General features: G+C 64.0%; 17 protein-coding genes. 5 read left to right on the top strand and 12 right to left on the bottom strand.

What is annotated here, in order from left to right; genetic code table 11:
• The first annotated feature begins 236 nt into the window (after nucleotides 1-236).
• Nucleotides 237-1,133, top strand: coding sequence for a DMT family transporter (locus KUW00_RS21685; protein ID WP_222570105.1), 897 nt, complete (start codon nucleotides 237-239; stop codon nucleotides 1,131-1,133).
• Here KUW00_RS21685 and KUW00_RS21680 read toward each other — a convergent pair.
• From KUW00_RS21680 to gcl, 9 genes are all read right to left on the bottom strand, one after another.
• Nucleotides 1,130-1,639 (bottom strand): DUF192 domain-containing protein, encoded by a 510-nt coding sequence (locus KUW00_RS21680; protein ID WP_213229144.1) that lies wholly within the window; start codon nucleotides 1,637-1,639, stop codon nucleotides 1,130-1,132. The genes KUW00_RS21685 and KUW00_RS21680 overlap by 4 nt on opposite strands.
• Before the next feature lie 9 nt (nucleotides 1,640-1,648).
• A complete protein-coding gene (locus tag KUW00_RS21675; RefSeq protein WP_108132442.1) occupies nucleotides 1,649-2,797 on the bottom strand; it encodes an ABC transporter ATP-binding protein in 1,149 nt (382 codons plus the stop codon).
• Nucleotides 2,798-2,799: 2 nt separating this feature from the next.
• Nucleotides 2,800-3,468, bottom strand: coding sequence for a molybdate ABC transporter permease subunit (modB, locus tag KUW00_RS21670; RefSeq protein ID WP_213229140.1), 669 nt, complete (start codon nucleotides 3,466-3,468; stop codon nucleotides 2,800-2,802).
• Between the two features lie 7 nt (nucleotides 3,469-3,475).
• Complete coding sequence (modA, locus tag KUW00_RS21665) at nucleotides 3,476-4,291, bottom strand: molybdate ABC transporter substrate-binding protein (RefSeq protein WP_213229138.1); 816 nt, start codon at nucleotides 4,289-4,291, stop codon at nucleotides 3,476-3,478.
• Nucleotides 4,292-4,337: 46 nt separating this feature from the next.
• A complete protein-coding gene (locus tag KUW00_RS21660) occupies nucleotides 4,338-5,060 on the bottom strand; it encodes a GntR family transcriptional regulator (RefSeq protein ID WP_222570104.1) in 723 nt (240 codons plus the stop codon).
• A gap of 162 nt (nucleotides 5,061-5,222) precedes the next feature.
• Nucleotides 5,223-6,698 (bottom strand): pyruvate kinase, encoded by a 1,476-nt coding sequence (pyk, locus tag KUW00_RS21655; protein ID WP_045994096.1) that lies wholly within the window; start codon nucleotides 6,696-6,698, stop codon nucleotides 5,223-5,225.
• 582 nt (nucleotides 6,699-7,280) lie between these two features.
• Complete coding sequence (locus tag KUW00_RS21650) at nucleotides 7,281-8,192, bottom strand: 2-hydroxy-3-oxopropionate reductase (protein WP_331281210.1); 912 nt, start codon at nucleotides 8,190-8,192, stop codon at nucleotides 7,281-7,283.
• A 19-nt stretch (nucleotides 8,193-8,211) separates the two neighbouring features.
• Entirely contained in the window at nucleotides 8,212-8,991 is a 780-nt protein-coding gene (hyi, locus tag KUW00_RS21645) for a hydroxypyruvate isomerase (RefSeq protein WP_108132441.1), read from the bottom strand.
• An 83-nt stretch (nucleotides 8,992-9,074) separates the two neighbouring features.
• A complete protein-coding gene (gcl, locus tag KUW00_RS21640) occupies nucleotides 9,075-10,850 on the bottom strand; it encodes a glyoxylate carboligase (protein WP_213229135.1) in 1,776 nt (591 codons plus the stop codon).
• Between the two features lie 567 nt (nucleotides 10,851-11,417).
• Between gcl and KUW00_RS21635 the strand changes: the two genes are divergently transcribed.
• Complete coding sequence (locus tag KUW00_RS21635; protein ID WP_213229133.1) at nucleotides 11,418-13,472, top strand: EAL domain-containing protein; 2,055 nt, start codon at nucleotides 11,418-11,420, stop codon at nucleotides 13,470-13,472.
• 60 nt (nucleotides 13,473-13,532) lie between these two features.
• Here the strand turns inward: KUW00_RS21635 and KUW00_RS21630 are convergent, their stop codons facing one another.
• From KUW00_RS21630 to puuE, 3 genes are all read right to left on the bottom strand, one after another.
• Nucleotides 13,533-14,375 carry a bifunctional allantoicase/(S)-ureidoglycine aminohydrolase gene (locus KUW00_RS21630; protein ID WP_213229131.1) on the bottom strand — a complete coding sequence of 281 codons (843 nt, stop codon included), beginning with the start codon at nucleotides 14,373-14,375 and terminating at the stop codon, nucleotides 13,533-13,535.
• A 66-nt stretch (nucleotides 14,376-14,441) separates the two neighbouring features.
• Nucleotides 14,442-14,933 carry an ureidoglycolate lyase gene (locus KUW00_RS21625; RefSeq protein ID WP_108132437.1) on the bottom strand — a complete coding sequence of 164 codons (492 nt, stop codon included), beginning with the start codon at nucleotides 14,931-14,933 and terminating at the stop codon, nucleotides 14,442-14,444.
• Between the two features lie 77 nt (nucleotides 14,934-15,010).
• Nucleotides 15,011-15,952, bottom strand: coding sequence for an allantoinase PuuE (gene puuE / locus KUW00_RS21620; RefSeq protein WP_045995184.1), 942 nt, complete (start codon nucleotides 15,950-15,952; stop codon nucleotides 15,011-15,013).
• Between the two features lie 830 nt (nucleotides 15,953-16,782).
• On the opposite strand from puuE, the gene KUW00_RS21615 reads away from it, so the two are divergent.
• From KUW00_RS21615 to KUW00_RS21605, 3 genes are all read left to right on the top strand, one after another.
• Complete coding sequence (locus KUW00_RS21615; protein ID WP_108132434.1) at nucleotides 16,783-17,541, top strand: aspartate/glutamate racemase family protein; 759 nt, start codon at nucleotides 16,783-16,785, stop codon at nucleotides 17,539-17,541.
• 71 nt (nucleotides 17,542-17,612) lie between these two features.
• On the top strand, nucleotides 17,613-18,974 hold the full coding sequence (locus tag KUW00_RS21610) for an NCS1 family transporter (protein WP_108132433.1): 1,362 nt from the start codon (nucleotides 17,613-17,615) through the stop codon (nucleotides 18,972-18,974).
• Nucleotides 18,975-19,061: 87 nt separating this feature from the next.
• On the top strand, nucleotides 19,062-20,516 hold the full coding sequence (locus KUW00_RS21605) for an NCS1 family nucleobase:cation symporter-1 (protein WP_222570103.1): 1,455 nt from the start codon (nucleotides 19,062-19,064) through the stop codon (nucleotides 20,514-20,516).
• The last annotated feature ends 1 nt before the right edge of the window (nucleotide 20,517 follow it).

Below are 20,517 nucleotides of genomic sequence, written 5' to 3'. Positions count from 1 at the left end.
AAGTGCCGCGCGATGCGCGAAAGGCCCGTTGGCCTTCGGACAAGCGCGCTCAGATGTCCTCGCCATGTCGTTCGTGCGAGGGCTGCACGGCTGGAGCGTGTGAGAGCGTGGGCATCGAGCGTCTGCGAAGGGGGGACCGATCATGACGTGGTGAACAAGGCAGTCGAACGAAGGCGCCCCTCGGACCGGCCCAGGGGCTCTGCTATGCTGCTCGTTTTACCCATCAAGGACGACCGGTGCCCCTACGCGACCTCCTTCTCGGCCTCCTGGTCATCGCCATCTGGGCGTTGAACATCATCGTCATCAAGCTTGGCGTGTCAGACATGCCGCCCTTGCTCCTGACCACCCTGCGCCTGGCATTGGTGGCCGCGCTGCTGGCGCCCTTTCATCCGGTGGCGCGCCATCAGCTGCCCTTCCTGGCACTGCTGTCGGTGACCTTCGGGGTGATGAACTTCGCCCTGCTGATCATCGGGCTCGGCCAGGCCGAGGCGGGTACCGGTGCCTTGCTGGTGCAGATGGGTACGCCCTTCGCCACCCTGCTGGCGGTGATCTTTCTCAGGGAGCGGCTCGGCGCAAAACGCCTGGTGGGACTGTTGCTGTCTTTCGGCGGCATTGGCGTGCTGGCCGGCGGGCCGACCCTGCCGGCGCCGCTGCCTACCGCACTGCTGCTGGCCAGCGCACTGGGCTGGGCGGTATCCCAGCTATTGATCAAGCTCGGGCCCAAGGTCTCGCCGATGGCGATGGCCGGCTGGATCGCGCTGTTCGCCACTCCCCAACTGGCGCTGGCCTCCTGGTGGTTCGAGGACAACCACTGGCAGGCCATGCTCGACGCCGGCCTTGCGGGATGGGGGGCGGTGCTCTACACCGCCCTGATGTCCTCGATCCTGGCCTACGGCATCTGGTTTGGCTTGATCCGGCGCCACGACGTCAACCGGGTGGTACCGCTGACGCTGCTGGTGCCGGTGCTGGCGGTGATCCTCGGCATCGTGCTGCTGGGTGACAGCGTCAACGCCTACAAGCTGGGCGGTGGTGGCATGGTGGTCGCCGGGGTGGCGCTGATCGTCATCCGCTTCGGGCCTGGTCGTGCTCCCGCCACCCCGCCGGTACCCACCGCCGTCAGCAAGGACCCCTAGCCGCTGCAGCTCCCGCTGCTGCCCGGCCAGCTGACACAGTCGCCGGGACCGACGCCCAGCGCCTCGAACGTCCCGGCCTTGACCTCCAGGGCAGCGTGGTAGCGCGACGCCGGACGGGTGGTCGGACATTCCTGGGCCTCGCCCTGGCAGGGCTCCATGCGACGAATCTCCTGGATGCGTCCGTCGGCACCGATAAAGGCGATATCCAGCGCCAGCAGGGTCTGGTACATCCAGAAGCCATTATGTACCCCCTGGGGACTGGCGTAGAGAAAAAGCATGCCGGCGTCATCGGCCAGTCGCTCGCGCCCCATCAGCCCACGGTTGCGCTCCGCCGCCTCGTCGGCCACCTCGACCGTCAGACGACTCGGCCCCTGGGATCCATGGACCACCAGGGTCACCTCTTCCCTGTCGGCGGCGGCAAAGGCCGACGTCGCCAGAAAGGGCGTAGAGAACGCCACCGGCGCGAGCGCCAGGGAGCTGAGGAATCGACGGCGAGTCAGGGTCATGGAGGCCTCTCAGTCAGGATGGTCATCGGCAGGCAAGGCAGGCAGCTTATCCGCTTGCATCAGGTGGATGCCAGCAGCCAGCAACGAGACATTGACCCAGGCACCCTGTGCAAGCCCATTGCGCCTGGCGGCGTGGGTCGAGATATCAAAGCGCAGGGGCTGGCTTTCGTGGGGCACCCTCAGGGTCACGGAACTCTGTCCGCCCAGCACCAGCAGCTCATCCACCCGCGCGGTGACCAGGTTTTCCCGCACCCCGCGGGAGGGCCGGTCGCGGCGCTGCAGCACGATATCGGATTCCGGCAGGTACCAGGTCACCCTGGCTCCCTCGCCGAGCCCCTCGAGGCCTGCGGCTACCTCAAGACACCACTCGCCCCAGCCAAGGCGCAGTCCCTGGGCGGTATCGACCACTCGGCCGCTGAAGATGTTCGGCCGGTCCAGCAGGCGCGCCACCTCGGGACTGTCGGGGCGCCGGAACAGCTCGCTCGGGGTGCCCTGCTGCAGGGTCCGGCCGCCATGCAGCACACACAGGCGATCGGCCAGGGCGCTGGCCTCGTTGAGGTCGTGGGTGACCAGCACGATGGGGATATTGAGGCGTTCGCGCAACTGCACCAGCTCACGCTGAAGCCGCCGGCGCGTCACCTGGTCCACTGCCGAGAAGGGTTCGTCGAGCAGCAGCACCTGTGGCTCCCTGGCCAGCGCCCTGGCCAAGGCCACCCGCTGACGCTGGCCGCCGGACAGCTCTCGCGGCAGGCGCCGCTCCAGCCCTTCGAGGTTGACTCGCTCGAGCCAGTGCGCGGCTCGCAGGCGACGTTCACGCCGCGGCAGGTGGCCCAGGGCGGTGGCAATATTGTCGGCGGCGTCGAGATGAGGAAACAGCGCATAGTCCTGAAACACCAGCCCCACCCTGCGCCGCTGCGGCGACCACACGACCCCCTGTTCGGCGTCAAACCACCGCTCGCCGCCACAGCGCACCGTCCCCGAGGCAGGAGCATAGAGCCCCGCGATGGCGCGCAGCAGGGTCGACTTGCCGCTGCCCGAAGGACCGACCAGCGCCAGCAACTCCCCCGGGCGGCAGGCGAACCGTGCCTCGAGCGGGATCGGCCCGGGCTGGGCCAGGTCGACGTCGAGTCCCGTATGGACATCCTGGTGATGGTGCATGCTCAACGCCCCCGCCAGCGGCGGCGCGCCGCCAACCCGTAGACCACGGCAATGGTCACGAAGGAGACCACCAGCAGCAGCGCCGACATCACCCCGGCGGCCCCCTCGTTGAAGGCCTGGACGTGGTCGTAGATGGAAATCGCCAGGGTGCGAGTCTCGCCATCGATGGCCCCTCCCACCATCAGGATGACGCCGAACTCCCCCAGGGTGTGGGCAAAGGTCAACGCCAGCGCCGAGATGACGCCAGGCATCACCAGCGGCAATTCGATGGTCATAAAAGTGCGCCAGGTCGATAGCCCACTGCACCAGGCGGCCTCACGCAGGTGGTCCGGCAAGGCCTCGAAGGCACGCTGGATCGGCTGTACCGCGAAGGGAATGTTGACCACCAGCGAGGCCAGCAGGATGCCGCTGAAGGAGAAATTCAGGCTGGTACCGGTCAGCGCCTGCCAGGCGCCGCCCAGCGGGGCGTCGGCACTGAAGGCGAGCATCAAGTAGAAGCCCATGACGGTGGGAGGCATCACCAGCGGTAGTGCCACCAGGGATTCCGCCAGCGGCCGCCAGCGTGACCGGCTGTGGGCCAGGCGCCGCCCCAGCCAGATACCCGGTGCCAGCAACAAGAGACTGGTCAGCAAGGCCAGCTTGAGCGAGACGACCAGCGCCAGAGCGTCCATAAAGCGGCTACTCGCCGGTCACGGGCGCAGTAAAGCCATAATCCCGCAGGATCTCCTGCGCCTCGGGCGTCTGCAAGAAGTCAAAGAAGGCCTCGGCGCCAGCGCCCGCCCCTTCGAGCAGCACCATGCGCTGTACCAGGGGTCGATGCCAGTCTGAGGGGATCAACCGCCAGCCAGCGCGCTCGGCCAGGCGTGGCGCCTTGACCAGGGAATAGGCGACCAGGCCACCGGAGGCCTCGGCGGACAGCGCGAACTGGGCGGCCTGGGCGACGTTTTCACCCAACAGTTGCAGGGGTTCACTTGCCTGCCACAGCCCTTGGCGTTCGAGCACCTCGCGGGCGGCCATGCCATAAGGGGCGTGGCGCGGGTTGGCCAGAGCGATACGCCGCGCAGGGCCTCCCTGCTCAAGCCCTGCGACCGCCTCGCGCACCGCCTCAAGCGGTGCGTCCTGCGGCGGCAGCGGTCGGTCGTCACGCTGCAGCCAGACCAGCCGGCCCTGGGCATAGTCGACGCCATCGCCCTGGGTCAGCCCGGCCTGCTCGAGGTCCCGGGCGCGGCGCTCATCCGCCGACAGAAACAGTGCGAAGGGCGCCCCCTGTTCGATCTGGCGCTGAAGATTGCCCGAGGCGCCGAAGGTGACGCTGAGATCGATGTCGCCATCCTTGCTGACACCGCTGTCGCTCGTCTTGAAGCGCTCGATCAAGGAGGGCATCGCGAACTGCAGCGAAGACGCCGCCGCGACGTGAACCCGGTCGGCCACGGCGGACATCGGTGCAAGCCCGAGAGACAGGCCAAGGAGAAGGATCGACAGGGGAAAACGCATGATCAACACGGCTCGCGGCGGCAATCAGGAAGAAAGGAGTCTCGCCTCAACCCTCGCCGCCCAGGATCGACTTGAGGTCGATACGGCTGTCCCGTGGTCCCAGGTCGAGAAGGCCCATCAGGCTGTCGAGGTGATGCTCGATGTCGTTGCGACTGGCTGCGGCGTCGCCACTGCGCAGGTGCTCGAGCAGACGGTGGTGATCGCCCTCGAGATAGCAGCTACCGAGCCCCTGGCGCTTGTACAGGGCGATGACGATCGAAGTGCGCAGGATCAGATCAGTGAGCATGGTGCCCAGCACCCGGTTGGGAGAATGCTCCGCCAGCAGGTGGTGGATCGCCAGGGAATGTTCGATGCGTGAAGGCTCATCATTGGCGAGAAAGGCCTGACGCTCACGGTCGGCACGATCCTCGATCTGCAGCAGTACCGTCGATGGCAGCGTGCCGGCGGTCAGCGCCGCCAGCTCACCTTCCACCAGGCGTCGGGCGGCAAAGGTCTGGCGGGTTTCGTCCACGTCCGGTGAGCGCACCCGCGCCACCTGATTGGGACGCTGGTCGACCACGTACTCGGAGGCCAGACGGGTCAGCGCCTTGCGCACCACCGAACGACTCACGCCGAACACCTCGCCCAGCGCCACCTCGGGCAGTCGAGTGCCCGGCGGCAGCCGCTGGGCCAACACGGCTCGGCGAACCTGGCGTACGATATCCCCATCGCTGATGCGTCCCCCGGCCTTGATCTCGGCCAGCACCTCCTGCTGCCAGGCGTTGCTCATTGCTGCCTACCCATCATCTTGGAAAGCTTGACCTTCTCACGTTTTCTGCCATTGCACCACATTCGGCGCATCATATGTATACACCAGTGGTGGCACCCCACAACGACCGCGCCCGATCCATTGGATCGGGCGCGGAACCTGTGCATCGGGCTGAGTGACGGTTCAGCCAGCGACGTGACCGTCGTTGACGTCCAGGATCTTCAGGGTATTGGTGCCACCGTGGGCGTTCATGTGGTCGCCGCGGGTCAGGATGACGTGGTCCCCCGGCACGGCCACACCGTGGTTGACCAGACGCTCCAGGGCACGGTCGTTGAGCTCGGAGGCGGACATTTCGCTGGTGTCGAAGGGCAGCGAGATGACCCCGCGATACAGCGCCATGCGCCGCTGGGCGATGGGGTTGTGGGCCAGCCCGACGATCGGCAGGCCCGAGCGGATGCGCGAGGCGATCAGCGGCGTATAACCGGTGGAGGTCATGCAGGCGATGGCGGCCACCCCCTCCAGGTGGTTGGCGGCGTACATCGCCGACAGCGCGATGGTCTCGTCGATGCGCTCGAAGCCTTCGTGGATGCGGTGTCCGGACTCCTGGGCGATACGCTCGCGCTCGGCGCCCAGACAGACACGATCCATGGCTTCGATGGTCTCCACCGGGTAGTCGCCGGCGGCGGTCTCGGCCGACAGCATCACCGCGTCGGTGGCGTCCAGCACCGCGTTGGCCACATCGAACACCTCGGCCCGGGTGGGCAGCGGCGACTCGATCATCGACTCCATCATCTGGGTGGCGGTGATCACCGCACGGTTGTGGCTGCGGGCATGCTTGATGATGCGCTTCTGGGTACCGATCAGCTTCTCGTCACCGATCTCGACGCCCAGGTCACCACGCGCCACCATCACCGCCTCACTGGCCTCGATGATGCCATCCAGGGTCTCATCGGAGGCCACCGCCTCGGCGCGCTCGAGCTTGGCGACCAGGCCGATCTCGGCACCGGCCTCGCCCAGCAGGCGACGCGCCTCCAGCATGTCCTCGGCGGTACGCGGAAAGGACACGGCCAGATAGTCGACGCCGATATCGATGGCGGTCTTGAGGTCTTCCTTGTCCTTGTCGGTCAGTGCCGGCGCCGACAGGCCACCGCCCTGCTTGTTGATGCCCTTGTTGTTGGACAGCTTGCCGCCGACCACCACACGGGTATGGATCTGGCTGCCGTCGACGCGGTCCACGTCCAGCACCACGCGGCCGTCGTCCAGCAACAGACGGTCGCCACCGGCCACGTCGTCGGCCAGTTCCTTGTAGTCGCAGCCGACCCGAGTGGCGTCGCCGGCCTGGGAATCCATCGACACATCGATGACGAAGTCAGCGCCTTCTTCCAGATTGACCGCCCCCTCGGCGAAGCGGGCGATGCGGATCTTGGGTCCCTGAAGATCCCCCAGCGCGGCCACACTGCGACCGAGTCGATCGGCGATGGTCCGGACCTCGTTCAGGCGGCGGCGATGGTCGTCGGCGCTGCCATGGGAAAAATTGAGGCGAACCACGTCGACGCCGGCACGCAGCATCTCCTCCAGGACCCCTTCACGATCACTGGCGGGCCCGAGGGTGGCAACGATCTTGGTACGACGTACGGGGGTATGCGGGAGTTGGCTCATGCTGTCCTCGACTGGTTCGAAAATGACGCAAGCAGGATAGGTGGAAGCCACTTCGATGGCATCCAGATCCGAATCCTGTAATTTTACTACAAAATGATCGCTGTAGCGACCACCACTAAAGGCCAAGATGCTGGTGCCGCCACCTATACAATGCGCCAAGGTTAGGCGCAACCTGATGATAGACAAGGATCATCACGGAATTCGAGCACGCCAATTCCAGCGCAGGAAAATTTGATCGCGGCCTGTAATTAAACTACAAAACTTTCGTGATAGCGGGGCTCGCCAGCAGTGATACCTGTTCAAGGCTGCCTTGCTCAAGAGGCTATCGCAATCCCTCTTTCCGTCGATACGACAGAGATGCCCAGGACGAAAGGCAGAGAGGGCTCAGGTCAGCATCGCCTGGCATCAAGCGTCGCCTGTCAGCAAAAAGAGCTCACCGATGGGAAAAATGGGGGGGGCCCATCGGCGAGCAAGGATCGCCTGCGCGATCCCGACGAGTGACGACCTCACACCCGCCGTTCAGGGAGCAGTCATCTCCCTGCCCGGCCCCCGGACCTTGCCGGCCCGAGGGCTCGAACCCGTCTACTGCCCGATTTCGTGATCGGCCAGGGCCTCGAGGGCACGCACGATACCGGCGTGATCCCAGTCGCTGCCACCCAGGGCGGCACAGGACTGAAACAGTTGCTGAGCGTTGGCGGTACCCGGCAGCGCCAGATTGAGCCCTCGCGCTCCTTCCAGCGCCAGATTGAGATCCTTCTGATGCAGGCGAATACGGAAGCCCGGGTCGAAGGTCCGCTGGATCATCCGCTCGCCGTGCACGTCGAGGATCTTCGACTGGGCCAGACCACCCAGCAGCGACTCACGCACCTTGGCCACGTCGGCACCTGCCTTGGAGGCGAACAGCAATCCCTCGGACACCGCCTCGATGGTCAACGCCACCACGATCTGGTTGGCCACCTTGCAGGTCTGCCCGGCCCCATGGCCGCCGATATGCGTAATGGTCTTGCCCATCACCTCCAACAGCGGCAAGGCACGCTTGAAGCCTTCCTCGGTGGCGCCCACCATGATCGTCAGGGCGGCATTGATGGCGCCCCCCTCGCCGCCGGATACCGGCGCGTCGACGTACTCGCCTCCGGCCTCGTGAATACGACGGGCAAATTCCTGGGTCGCCAGGGGCGCGATCGAGCTCATGTCGATCACCAGAGTGCCGGGCTTGAGCCCTTCGATCACGCCGTCTTCGCCGAACAGCACGTCTTCGACATCCGGGGTGTCGGGGACCATGGTGATGATCACCTCGCTGGCCTCGGCCACGGCCCTGGGGCTTGCGACCTCACTGAGCCCCTTTTCCGCCAGGGTCGCGTCGAGCTTGCCGCGCTTGACGCTGACCAGCTCATGCCCAGCATCCAGCAGATGTCCCGCCATGGGACGCCCCATGATGCCCAATCCGATAAAACCGATCTTGCTCATTGTGATTCTCCTTGCCTGATATTTCAGGGGGTTACGAATATCGGGATCACGCCCTGGCCTGGTCGAACCAGCCCAGGCCTTCCTGGGTGGTCGTGGCCGGCTTGTACTCGCAGCCGATCCAGCCCTGATAGCCGATCCGGTCGAGGTGGGCGAACAGGAAGGGATAGTGGATCTCGCCACTGCCCGGCTCGTGACGTCCGGGGTTGTCCGCCAGCTGCACGTGGGCGATGCGTGCGAGATGACGCTCCATCGTCGGCGCCAGATCCCCTTCCATGATCTGCATGTGATAGATGTCGTACTGCAGCTTCAGATTGTCGCTGCCCACCTCATCGAACAGCGCCAGCGCCTGTTCGGTGCGATGGAGAAAGAAGCCCGGGATGTCACGGGTATTGATCGGCTCGGCCAACAGCACGATACCGGCGTCGGCCAGGCGTTTGGCGGCGTAGCGCAGGTTGTCGACCAGCGTACGGTGAGCCTCGTCCTGACTGACGCCCTGGGGCACGATGCCGGCCAGACAGTTGACCTGACCGCAGCCCAGGGTGGTGGCGTACTCAATCGCGGTGTCGACGCCGGCACGAAACTCTTCGACGCGATCTGGATGGCAGGCGATACCGCGTTCTCCGGCGGCCCAGTCGCCGGCAGGCAGGTTATGCAGCACCTGGGTCAGGCCATGGGCGTCGAGCCGCGCCTTGATCTCCTCGGCGGGATGGTCATAGGGAAAGAGGTACTCGACACCCTGGAAGCCGGCCTTGGCGGCGGCCTCGAAGCGATCGAGAAAGTCCACTTCGGTGAACAGCATGCTCAGGTTGGCGGCAAACTTGGCCATGAAAATCTCCTGTTGCGCGTAGGACACTTCGTCGATCGACGACCGCCAGACCACGGCGGCCGTCGCTCTCAGTTAGAGCTGAATCAGGTCAAGGCAGCGATGGAACTCGGTGCGTCCTCGAGGTTCTCGGCCAGCGCCTCGAACTCGTTGATACCGGTCAGGTCGGTGCCCATGGCGATATTGGTGACCCGCTCGAGGATGACCTCGACCACCACCGGCACCCGATGCTGACGGGCCAACTCGCGGGCCTGCTCCAACGCCGGCGCAATGTCATCGGGCCGGCTGACCCTGAGCGCCTTGCAGCCCAGCCCCTCCACCACCGACACATGGTCGACGCCGTAGCCGTCGATCTCCTCGCAGTTGATGTTCTCGAAGGCGAGCTGCACGCAGTAGTCCATGTCGAAGCCGCGCTGGGCCTGGCGAATCAGGCCGAGATAGGCGTTGTTCACCAGCACGTGGACGTAGGGCAGCTTGAACTGCGCCCCCACCGCCAGCTCCTCGATCATGAACTGGAAGTCATAGTCCCCCGACAGCGCCACCACCTCGGCCTCGGGGTCCGCCCGGCAGACACCGAGGGCGGCAGGAATGGTCCAGCCCAGGGGGCCTGCCTGACCGCAGTTGATCCAGTGGCGTGGCCGATAGACGTGCAGGAACTGGGCACCGGCGATCTGTGACAGGCCAATGGTGCTGATGTAGCGGGCGTTGCGGCCGAAGACCTTGTTCATCTCCTCGTAGACCCGCTGGGGCTTCACCGGCACATCGTCGAAGTGGGTCTTGCGCAGCATGGTGCGCTTGCGCTCCTGGCAGGACTCGGCCCAGCCGCTGCGATCCTTGAGCCGCCCCTGTTCACGCCACTCGCGGGCCACCTCGACCATCATCTCGAGCGCCGCCTTGGCGTCGGAAACGATGCCGTAGTCGGGGCCGAAGATGCGCCCGATCTGGGTCGGCTCGATATCGACGTGCACGAAGGTGCGGCCTTCGGTGTAGGTCTCGAGATTGCCGGTGTGACGGTTGGCCCAGCGGTTGCCGATCCCCATCACGAAGTCCGACTCGAGCAGTGTCGCGTTGCCGTAGCGGTGGGAGGTCTGAAGCCCCACCATGCCCGCCATCAGCGGGTGATCGTCCGGCACCGCGCCCCAGCCCATCAGGGTCGGAATCACCGGCACTCCGAGCAGCTCGGCCAGGGTCTGAAGCTCGCCGGCGGCGTCGGCGTTGATGATGCCTCCTCCCGCCACCAGCAAGGGGCGCTCGGCCTCGTTGAGCATACCCAGGGCCTTTTCGCACTGGGCACGGCTGGCCCGCGGCTTGTAGGCCGCCAGGGGCTCATAGGCGTCTACATCGAACTCGATCTCGGTCAACTGGACGTCGATGGGCAGATCGATCAGCACCGGCCCCGGACGCGAGGAACGCATGATCTGGAAGGCCTGCTGGAAGGCGTGCGGCACCTGGGCCGCCTCCCGCACGGTGATCGCCCACTTGGTCACGGGCCCGGCGATGGCCTGGATATCCACCGCCTGGAAGTCTTCCTTGTGCAGCTTGCTGACCGGAGCCTGGCCGGTGATGCAGAGGATCGGTATGGAGTCGGCGCTGGCGGAGTAGAGCCCGGTGATCATGTCGGTCCCGGCAGGCCCGGAGGTGCCGATGCAGACCCCGATATTGCCGGCCTTGGTGCGGGTATAGCCTTCAGCCATGTGGGAGGCGCCCTCGACATGGCGCGCCAGCACATGGTCGATCCCGCCGACGCGTCGCATCGACGAATAGAAGGGGTTGATCGCGGCCCCGGGCACGCCGAAGGCCACCTCGATACCTTCCTTGATGAGTACGTGAACAGCGGCGTCGGCAGCAGTCATGCGAGTCATGATGCATCTCCTGAGCTATCTATTATTGTATACATTTTTGCACTGCAACATTATACGAAAATGATTTTTTGGAATTTCTTTCCATTATTTCTAGCAGCCAGGCAAGCGCCCCGCAAACATTTTTGGAAATTTTTTCCATTAGCCCATTGGCGTCAGCCAACTTGCGTAGGCAAGTCCCTGATACAACGAGTGATCGGCGAGATGTGCCGTAACGGGCGTCACCCATCAGGGCGAATCGCGCGACAACTGGCGGTCGCGCGGACAAGGAAAGGTTCGAAAGCACGGCGCCGTGCGGATGAACCAGAGGAAACGTCAAGAAGAGTGAGTGGAACAGCAACACTCACCCGCACAGCGAAGGGCTATACTCGATAAACTGTGCGGTCTAAAGCACGACAGGCCGCCGGATTGGCGGGCACCCTCCCTATTCGCCTCTGATGACCAGACGGGAAGGCAACCTTGACCTGCGGTTCACGGTGCGCCAGCCAATGACGCTCTTGCCCCTGCCCCGCTCTCCTGCGCGCAAGCGTCACCGGGCGCTCGAGATCGACTGCCACGGTGATCGACACGATGGCCAACTTTCGCGATATCGATGAGCGCTTGTCCAGCCTGTCGGCGCATCGCACCCTGCTGGCCATTCGCAACGCCTATCTGTCGATCCTGCCCTACGTCATCGTGATGGCAGCGGTGACCGTGGCCGCCAATCTGTTTCACTTCGCTGGCATCGACACCGGCATCGCCGTCTATGTCAGCCACCTGGCGCGCTATCTCGGAGAGCTGTTTCCCGAAGTGATCCTGCTGTCGTTGAGCTGGTCACTGAACAGCCACAACCGTATCCGAGCGCCGGCCGTCATGCTGGTGTCGCTGCCGGTGTTCTGGATCCTGTGTGGCTGGGACCAGCTCTACGCCGAAGTCGGCCAGCAGACCCGCAGCCTGGGGTCGACCATCGCCATCTACCCCGCGATCCTGCTGACCCACACCACCTTCAAGCTGTTCGCCCGGGAGAACACCCGGAGCCATCCCCAGCGCGTGGTCATGAGCCAGATGATCACCTTCAACCTGCGCTACGTGCTGCCTGGCGTCATGGCAGTCATGCTGGCCATTGTGCTGCGATTTGTCTTCGTTGCCCTTGCCGATCGCTACGCCCAGGACATCTATGCACTGCTGGTCGACCGTATTCCCTATCACCTGGAGGTCATCCTGTTCGTGATGTTTCTGCAGGTGCTGTCGCTGTTCGCCATCCACGGCTACGCCACCATGCTGGGGGTGTTCGAATACCTGCAGAACAAGAGTGACGTGCTGGGGCTGCCTTCGCCGGAGTTCTTCACCCTCTACGCCACCCCGGGCGGGGCGGGCTCGGTGTTGTGCCTGATGCTGGTGATGCTGGTGGTGAGTTCACGCCGGGAGTACAAGTCGCTGGCGCGCATCTCCGCCCCGCTGACCTTGTTCAACATCAGCGAGACCCTGGTCTTTGGCATACCGCTGGTGTTCAACCTGCGCATGGCCTGGGCCTTTATCTCGGTGCCGACGATCAATGCCAGCCTGGCCTACGCCGCCATGTCCATGGGCTGGGTGGCGCCGCCACCCAACAGCGTCCACTGGGCGGTGCCTTATCTGATCTCGAGCTACCTGGCCTTCGACGGCGTCTACCTGCCATCGATGCTGCTGCAACTGACCTGTATCGGCTGCGGGGTGCTGATATACAGCGTGGCGTGGCGCCGCTATGTTCACCGCGAGCGCTCCAGCAAGGACGAGTACCCGGTTTTTCCCTCGCGCAATGCAAGCGACTCGGCGTTTGGCGATGACGCCCTGGATATCGTGCTGATGGAAGAGAACGTCAGCCGCTGGAGTCGTATCAAGCAGGCAGACCGAACCCTGAAATGGCTGAACGAAGGCCAGCTCGAACTGGTTTTCCAGCCCATCGTCGACGTCAGGACTCACCGCATCAAGCACATCGAGGCCCTGCTGCGCTATCGCGATGCCCAGGGCCTGCTGCATCCCCCGCAGTTTCTGGACGTGCTGCGCCACCACGCCGGCGTCATGGAAGGCATCGAATGCTGGGTGATAAGGACTGCCGCTCACCATGTGCGGCAGTGGAATGAGGCGGGGTTTTCCAAGCGTCTGTTCATCAACGTGACGCCACTGTTCTTTTCCAGCGGCAACGTCCGGCGATGCTTCTTCAATGCGCTCAACGATTGCCCGGTCAACTCGCTGGGCATCGAGATCACCGAACAGGCCCTGCTAGAGGACCTTCCCCGGACGCTTTCCGATATCAAGCTGTTTCAATCCATGGACGTCCAGTTCGCACTGGATGACTTCGGCAGCGGTTACTCCTCCTTCAACTACCTGAGCCAGCTTGGCGTGGACTTCATCAAGCTGGACAAGACGCTGATCGACGATATCCACCTGCCCCGCCAGGCCAGTGTCGTCGAATCGGTGTACCAGTTGTGCCGGCACTTGAGCCTGCAGGTCATCTGTGAGGGCGTGGACAAGGACGCCAAGGAGGCTCGCCTCGAGCGAATCGGCGTCACCCTGATGCAGGGCTTCCTGCTCTACCGCCCGATGGAGGCCCCCGCGCTGGAAACCCTGCTGCGTCAGGAGCAGCACGCAGCAGGTTCCGAGTAAAGGGCGTGAGGGGTCGGGGGCCTCGATCGAGCTCGCTTTCCGGGTCGAGGCCCTGGTCGGTCAGTCCAGCGTCGGCAGCTTCATATGCCGATTGACGTCCTTGTACAGCAGATAGCGGAACGGACCGGGACCACCGGCGTAGCATGCCTGCGGGCAGAAGGCGCGCAGCCACATGTAGTCACCCGCCTCGACCTCGACCCATTGCTGGTTGAGGTGATACACCGCCTTGCCCTCGAGCACGTAGAGGCCGTGCTCCATGACATGGGTCTCGTCGAAGGGAATCACTCCGCCGGGCTGGAAGGTCACCACCGTCACATGCATGTCGTGACGCATGTCGTCGGGATCGACGAAGCGGGTGGTCGCCCACACCTCGTTGCAATCCGGCATCACCGTCGGCGCGATATCGTTCTCGTTGGTGACGATGGGCTCGGGCAGATCGATACCGTCGACGCGTTCGTAGGCCTTGCGTATCCAGTGGAAACGCACGGCTTCCTTGCTGCGATTGTGCACCTGCCAGTCGCTTCCAGGGGGGATAAAGGCGTAGCCGCCGGGCACCATCACGTGTACCTGGCCCGCCAGGGTCAGCTCCAGCTCCCCCTCGACGACAAACAGCACGCCTTCCGCCTGAGGGTTGGGCTCCGGACGTTCACTGCCGCCCTCCGGGCCGACTTCCATGATGTACTGGGAGAAGGTTTCGGCGAACCCCGACAGCGGCCGTGACAGCACCCACAGCCGGGTGTTGTGCCAATGGGGCAGCTTGCTGGTGACGATGTCCCGATAGACGCCCTTGGGGATCACCGCGAAGGCCTCGGTGAACATCGCCCTGTCGGTGGTCATCACCTTCTGGTCCGGATGCCCACCGCGGGGCGCATAGTAGTGTCGTGTCGGTTGAGAAGTGCTCATTGAAAAATCCTTGTTGTTGGCCCGTATGCCATGCAGCCGTGTCTTTCGCCCGGTCGATGGGGCTCGTCACTCACCCAGGGTGACGCGAATCTCGAGGGGGTATTCGTCGCAATTGTTGCCGTCACCACCGCGATCGACGACGAGAAACTCGCCTTCACGCTCCAGCACGGACTGGATGGCGTGCCAGGTACCGGCGCGGTAGTTGACGCCCTGACGGCCGTCGGTGACGAAGGCTCGCACCTCGGCAGGGTCGATGCTATCGCCGGCCGGAGCCACCACGATGATGAAGCGTTCCTCATGCAACGGCATGAAGGCCTGGCTGCCGAGAGGATGGCGCTCCAGAAAGGACAGCGTCAGCGGCAACTCGATGGGCTGGCTGACGAACAGGCTGATCATCGGCCGCGCGTTGTCGCCCAGGGTCTCGATCGGCACCAGATCATGGTGGCGCTGGGTGCGGCCAGCGTTGATCGGAAAGGAGGCGGAGCTGCGCGCGTCGATGACCTCGCCAAAGGGGGCGAAGGCCTCCGCCGTCAGGGGATGTGCGGTCAATTCGAGCATGGTATTTCCTGAAGTACGGGCGAGAAAGGGCTCCCCGAGGCGGTCGACACTCGGGGAGATCAGGGCGATGGCTTGCGTCAGCCGATCGGCGCCGGCGTCGGCGCGGGAAACTGCTCCGCCCAGTGACGGGCAATATCGATCCGCCGGGTGACCCAGACCCGATCGTGGGCCTCGATATGGTCGAGAAAGCGCTGCAAGGCGCGAAAACGTCCCGGACGGCCAATCAAGCGGCAGTGCAGGCCCACCGACAGCATCTTGGGAGAGTCCTCGCCCTCGGCGTAGAGCACATCGAAGGCATCACGCAGATAGGTGAAGAAGTGATCGGCGGTGTTGAAGCCCTGGGGCGCGGCGAAGCGCATGTCATTGCTGTCCAGGGTATAGGGCACCACCAGATGCGGATGGTGCTGGCCCTGGCTGTCGGCCTCGCAGGTCCAGAACGGCAGGTCGTCGCCGTAGTAGTCGCTGTCGTAGAGGAAACCGCCTTCGTCGAGTATCAGCCGCCGCGTGTTGGGGCTGTCGCGGCCGGTGTACCAACCCTGAGGACGCTCGCCGTAGAGCCGCTCGAAGATCTCGATGGCCTTGCGCATGTGCTCCCGCTCGACCTTCTCCGAGACCTGCTGGTAGTGGATCCAGCGATAGCCATGACAGGCGATCTCGTGCCCCAGCTCCTTGAAGGCGTGGGCCAGTTCAGGGTGGCGTTCCAGCGCCATGGCGACTCCGAATACCGTCAACGGCAGCCCCCGCCGCTCGAATTCCCGCAGCACTCGCCAGACCCCGGCACGGGAGCCGTACTCGTAGATCGATTCCATGCTCAGATGGCGATCGGGATAGCTGTCGGCACCGATGATCTCGGACAGAAACTGCTCGGAGCCCGCGTCACCATGGAGCACACAGTTCTCGCCGCCCTCTTCGTAGTTGAGCACGAACTGCACGGCGATCCTGGCCTTGCCTGGCCAGTTGGCATGGGGAGGCGTGCGACCATAGCCGATCAGATCACGCGGATAGGATGTTGTTGTCATGGGTAGCTTCTCCTGAAAGTCGGGCGATGGCCGGGGCCACCACTGCCGTGCGAGCGTGCAAGTACATAGGCGACAGAGCAAGGTGGCGTACCTGCGGCCCCGGACGCCTGCGGTTGAATGGGCACCTGAAACACGGTTTCTGAAACCTGGTGCCCGGGTCGTGGTGGCAGGCACACGGGACCAGGCGCTTTTAGCCAGACACATGAGCAACGACGCCTGGGGCTTCCTGAATGGCGCGCTTGGGCTGATCGTTTCAACGAGACACTTCCGCTGAACGCTACCTTCCGGTCGCAGCGTTTGCGCCTGCCTTCGCTCCTCCCTTGCGCCTCCTTTGTGCCTGGCTTGCGCCTGCCTTTGCGTGCCGTGCGTGACGTCACCGCACGCCATTATGTATACAAACTAAAAATAGACTGTACTCACTTTCTTGGCAACACCTTCATCGATCCCCTACCAGGGGAAAAAGGCACATCGTACTTCGCCGCAGAACTCGCCGCAGAACTCGCCACAGAATTCGCCGCGAGGCAACGCCCACGCCCCTCCCCTCACTGCCCATACCGTTCATGACGACAGGCCACATGAAGTCCATACACGAGAAACTGTATACAACAATCACCATTATATTGTACCGACTATATTGACAACCCAGTATTCACTTACAGTTTACACTCCTCATGATCGTGACCTTCGCACCACAAAAATACTCAATACGCTGTTTTTTAAAGCGTTTTCCCGCCAACCGCGTTCGACCAATTCAGCCCTTGATGCGTATCCGATATCGATCTATTTTGTGTACAAAGATATCTATTCCTCGTCCATGAAGGAAGACAGGCATGCATCTCCACCTGATCAACCCCAACACCACCGCCGGCATGACCGAGACGATTCGCCTCGCCGGCAGTGCCATCGCCGCGCCAGGCACGCGCATCACCGCCTCCCAGCCGGTCAGTGGCCCGGTTTCCATCGAGGGCCATTTCGACGAGGCGATCAGCGCCGTGGGCGTGGTCGAGGAAGTCCTGCGCATGGACAGGGAAGCCCAGGTCGATGCCTACGTGGTGGCCTGCTTCGGAGACCCGGGCCTGTTGGCGGCGCGAGAAGCCACCCGTGCACCGGTGATCGGGATCGCCGAGGCGGCCTTCCATATGGCCAGCCTGATCAGCACGCGCTTCTCGGTGGTGACCACCCTGGGACGCACCGTGATCATCGCCGAGCACCTGCTCGACCAGTACGGTTTCCGCCACCAATGTCGCCGAGTGCGTGCCGCCGAGATCCCGGTGCTGGACCTTGAAGACGATAGCGACTGCGCACTCGACAAGATCATCGAGGAGAGCCGTCGTGCCAGGGACGAGGACGGCATCGGCGCCATCGTGCTGGGCTGCGGCGGCATGGCCGACCTGACCGAGACCATCAGCCGCGAGGTGGGCCTGCCGGTGGTGGAAGGGGTGACGGCGGCGGTGAAGCTGAGCGAGGCACTGGTAGGGCTGGGCCTTGGCACCTGCAAGACCGGTGACCTCGCCTTTCCCCGACCCAAGGCTTTCAGTGGCACCTTCCAGCATCTGTCCCATCTGGATCTGGAGACCACCGGCCGCTGACCCCTTCCCTCTGCCCCCTGACCGCATGACAAGGCTTGACCCATAACAATCCACAACGAGCGAGGTCCAAGATGACCACTTCCACTTCCCGGCCAGGCGAGCCCCAGGGCGTCGCCGAGGCCACCACCAAGAGCGTCGGCGACGAATCGCTGGCCCCCCAGAAGACCCGTATCATGGGGCGCACCTCCTACCTGCTGGCCTGGTTCGGTGGCTGCGTCTCGATCGGCACCTTCACCATGGGCTCCAGCGTGGTCGGCACCCTCAACCTGATCCAGGCCACGGTGGCCATCGCCATCGGCTGTTTCGTCATCGGCATCGCCCTGGCCATCAATGGCGCCGCGGGCTACAAGTACGGCATTCCCTTCATGGTCCAGGCGCGCAGCGCCTTCGGTTTCCAGGGCACTCGTCTGCCAGGACTGGTCAGGGCGGTGCCGGCCATCGTCTGGTACGGCTTTCAGAGCTGGATCGGAGCGGGCGCCCTGAATCTGGTGTCGGCCACCCTGTTCGGCTACGACAACCTGATCGTGTTCTTCATCGGCTTTCAGTTTCTGCAGATCGGCCTGTCGGTGCTCGGCTTCCAGGGCATCAAGTGGCTGGAGAACGTGGGTAGCGCCTTCATCCTGGCCTCGCTGGTCTACATGTTCTACAGCACCGTGGTCCGCTACGGCGATGCCCTGTCGGCCAACCTGTTGACCATGGAAGGCTCCTGGGGGCTGCCTTTCTGGGGTGCCACCATGCTGTTTCTGGGCATCTACTCGACCATGATGCTCAATGTCAGCGACTACTCCCGCGAGCACGTCAAGGGCACCGGGCCGGGTCTGTTGACCACCATCTACGCCATGTCGATCCTGCCGTGCACGCTGTTCATGGGGTTGATCGGCTACATGGTGTCCGAGGCCACCGGCGTGGCCGACCCGATCAAGGTCTTCGCCAACGCCGTGGACAACACTCCGCTGTTGATGACCACCCTGCTGTTCATCGCCTTCGCCCAGGTCACCACCAACGTGCTCAACAACGTGGTGCCGCCCACCTACGTGCTGATGGACACCTTCAAGATGAGCTTTCGCAAGGCGACGGTGGTCGTCGGCCTGCTGGCCTTCGCGACCTTTCCCTGGGAGCTGGTCAAGGACGAGTCCGCCGCCGGCCTGCAGGTGTTCGTGCAGACCTACTCCTCCTTCCTCGGCCCGATCTTCGCGGTGCTGGTGGTGGACTACTACCTGATTCGCCGCCGCACCCTGGATCTGGACAAGCTGTACGACGAGAACGGCCCTTACCGTGGCGTCAATCTGGCCGCCTTCATCGCCACCGCGGTGGGTGTCGTCGCCGCCTTCAGCATGCCCACGGTGTCCTGGTACGCAAGCCTGATCCCGGCGGGCCTCACCTACCTGCTGCTGATGCGCTACTGGAAGGGCTGCCAGCGCTTTACTCAGTAACACTACCTATCAGTACAGCTATCGACGGGGCCTCTGGCCTCGTCGTCTCCATGTCATTCCATCTCTCCAACAACAAGAGACACCTTTATGTCCCATGACGATCTAAGCCTCGATACCTCCCGGGTCGATCCGGACCTGTACAACGAGGACCTGGCCCCGCTGCCCCACGCTCGGCGCAACTGGGGCGCCTTCGAGATCTTCAACGTCTGGTCCAACGACATCCAGAGCCTGTTCGGCTACACCCTGGCCGCCTCGCTGTTCTTGTCCTACAACCTGAGCGGCTGGGCGGTGATGGCGGCGATCATCCTGGCCGGGGTGATCGTGATGTTTCTGGTCAATCTGACCGGTGCCCCCAGCGTGCGCTACGGCATCCCCTTCCCGGTCATGGTGCGGGCGAGCCTGGGCGTGCGCGGCTCCAACCTGCCGGCGCTGTTGCGAGCCCTGGTCGGGATCTTCTGGTACGGCGTCCAGACCTACTTCGCCTCCACCGCCGTCACCCTGATGATCACCGCCCTGATCGGTACCGACGGCGGGGCCGGCATGCTCGGTCTGTCACCGGTCGCCTGGCTATCCTTCGTGCTGGTGTGGCTGTTTCAGATCGCGATCTTCTGGTCGGGGATCGAGCGTATCAAGCACTTCCTCAACTGGGCAGGGCCGCTGGTCTACGTGGTCATGGTGGCGTTGATGGTGGTGGTCTGGTGGCAGGCCGGCAGCGAGCTGCTGCCTGCGGTGGGCACCATCTTTTCGGCCAGTGGGGAAGGCGGTGGTGGCATCGGCGCCTTCGCTGCCGTGGTCGGTACCATGGTGGCCTACTTCGCCGCCGTGGTGATCAACTTCGGCGACTTTACCCGCTTCGTCAGAACCGAACGTCAGATGAAGCTTGGCAACCTGCTGGGGCTTCCCCTCAACGTCGCCTTCTTCTCCTTTATCGCGCTGATCATCACCGCCGGTACCCTGGTGCTGTTCGGCGAGGCCCTGACCAACCCCACCGATATCGTCGAACGGGTCGACGCCTTGCCGTTGACGCTGCTGGCGGCGGTCACCTTCTTCGCCGCCACCGTCGGCATCAACCTGGTGGCCAACTTCATTCCCCCGGCCTACGACCTGGCCAACCTCTTTCCTCGGGTGATCAGCTTCAAGGTCGGCGGCCTGATCACCGCCTGCGTGGCGTTCTTCGTCGGCGCGTTGTGGGTCTCGGTGATCAGCCAGATCGGCGTGCCCGGCTTCGTCAACGCCGTGGGTGCCATCGTCGCTCCGTTCTACGGCATCATTGTGGTCGACTTCTACCTGATCAAGGGCCGCCGACTCGACGTCCAGGCGTTGTTCTCGTCCCGTGAAGGCGACGCCTACACCTACACCAACGGCTGGAACCTGCGCGCCGTGGTGGCCTTTGCGCTGGCCGCGATCTTTTCGCTGGCGACGGTAGTGGTGCCGGCCCTGCAAGGACTGGCCGGCTTCGGCTGGATGATGGGGGCAGCACTCGGTGGCGCTATCTACTACGCGCTGATGCGCCAGCACAAGCAGGCGGTGACGGCCCACTGAG

It is taken from the genome of Halomonas sp. DP5N14-9 (genome assembly GCF_019802175.1).
Taxonomy (GTDB): Bacteria; Pseudomonadota; Gammaproteobacteria; order Pseudomonadales; family Halomonadaceae; genus Halomonas; species Halomonas litopenaei.
The sequence above is the reverse complement of the archived record's forward strand: the minus strand, read 5'-3'. Positions and strand labels throughout refer to the sequence as shown.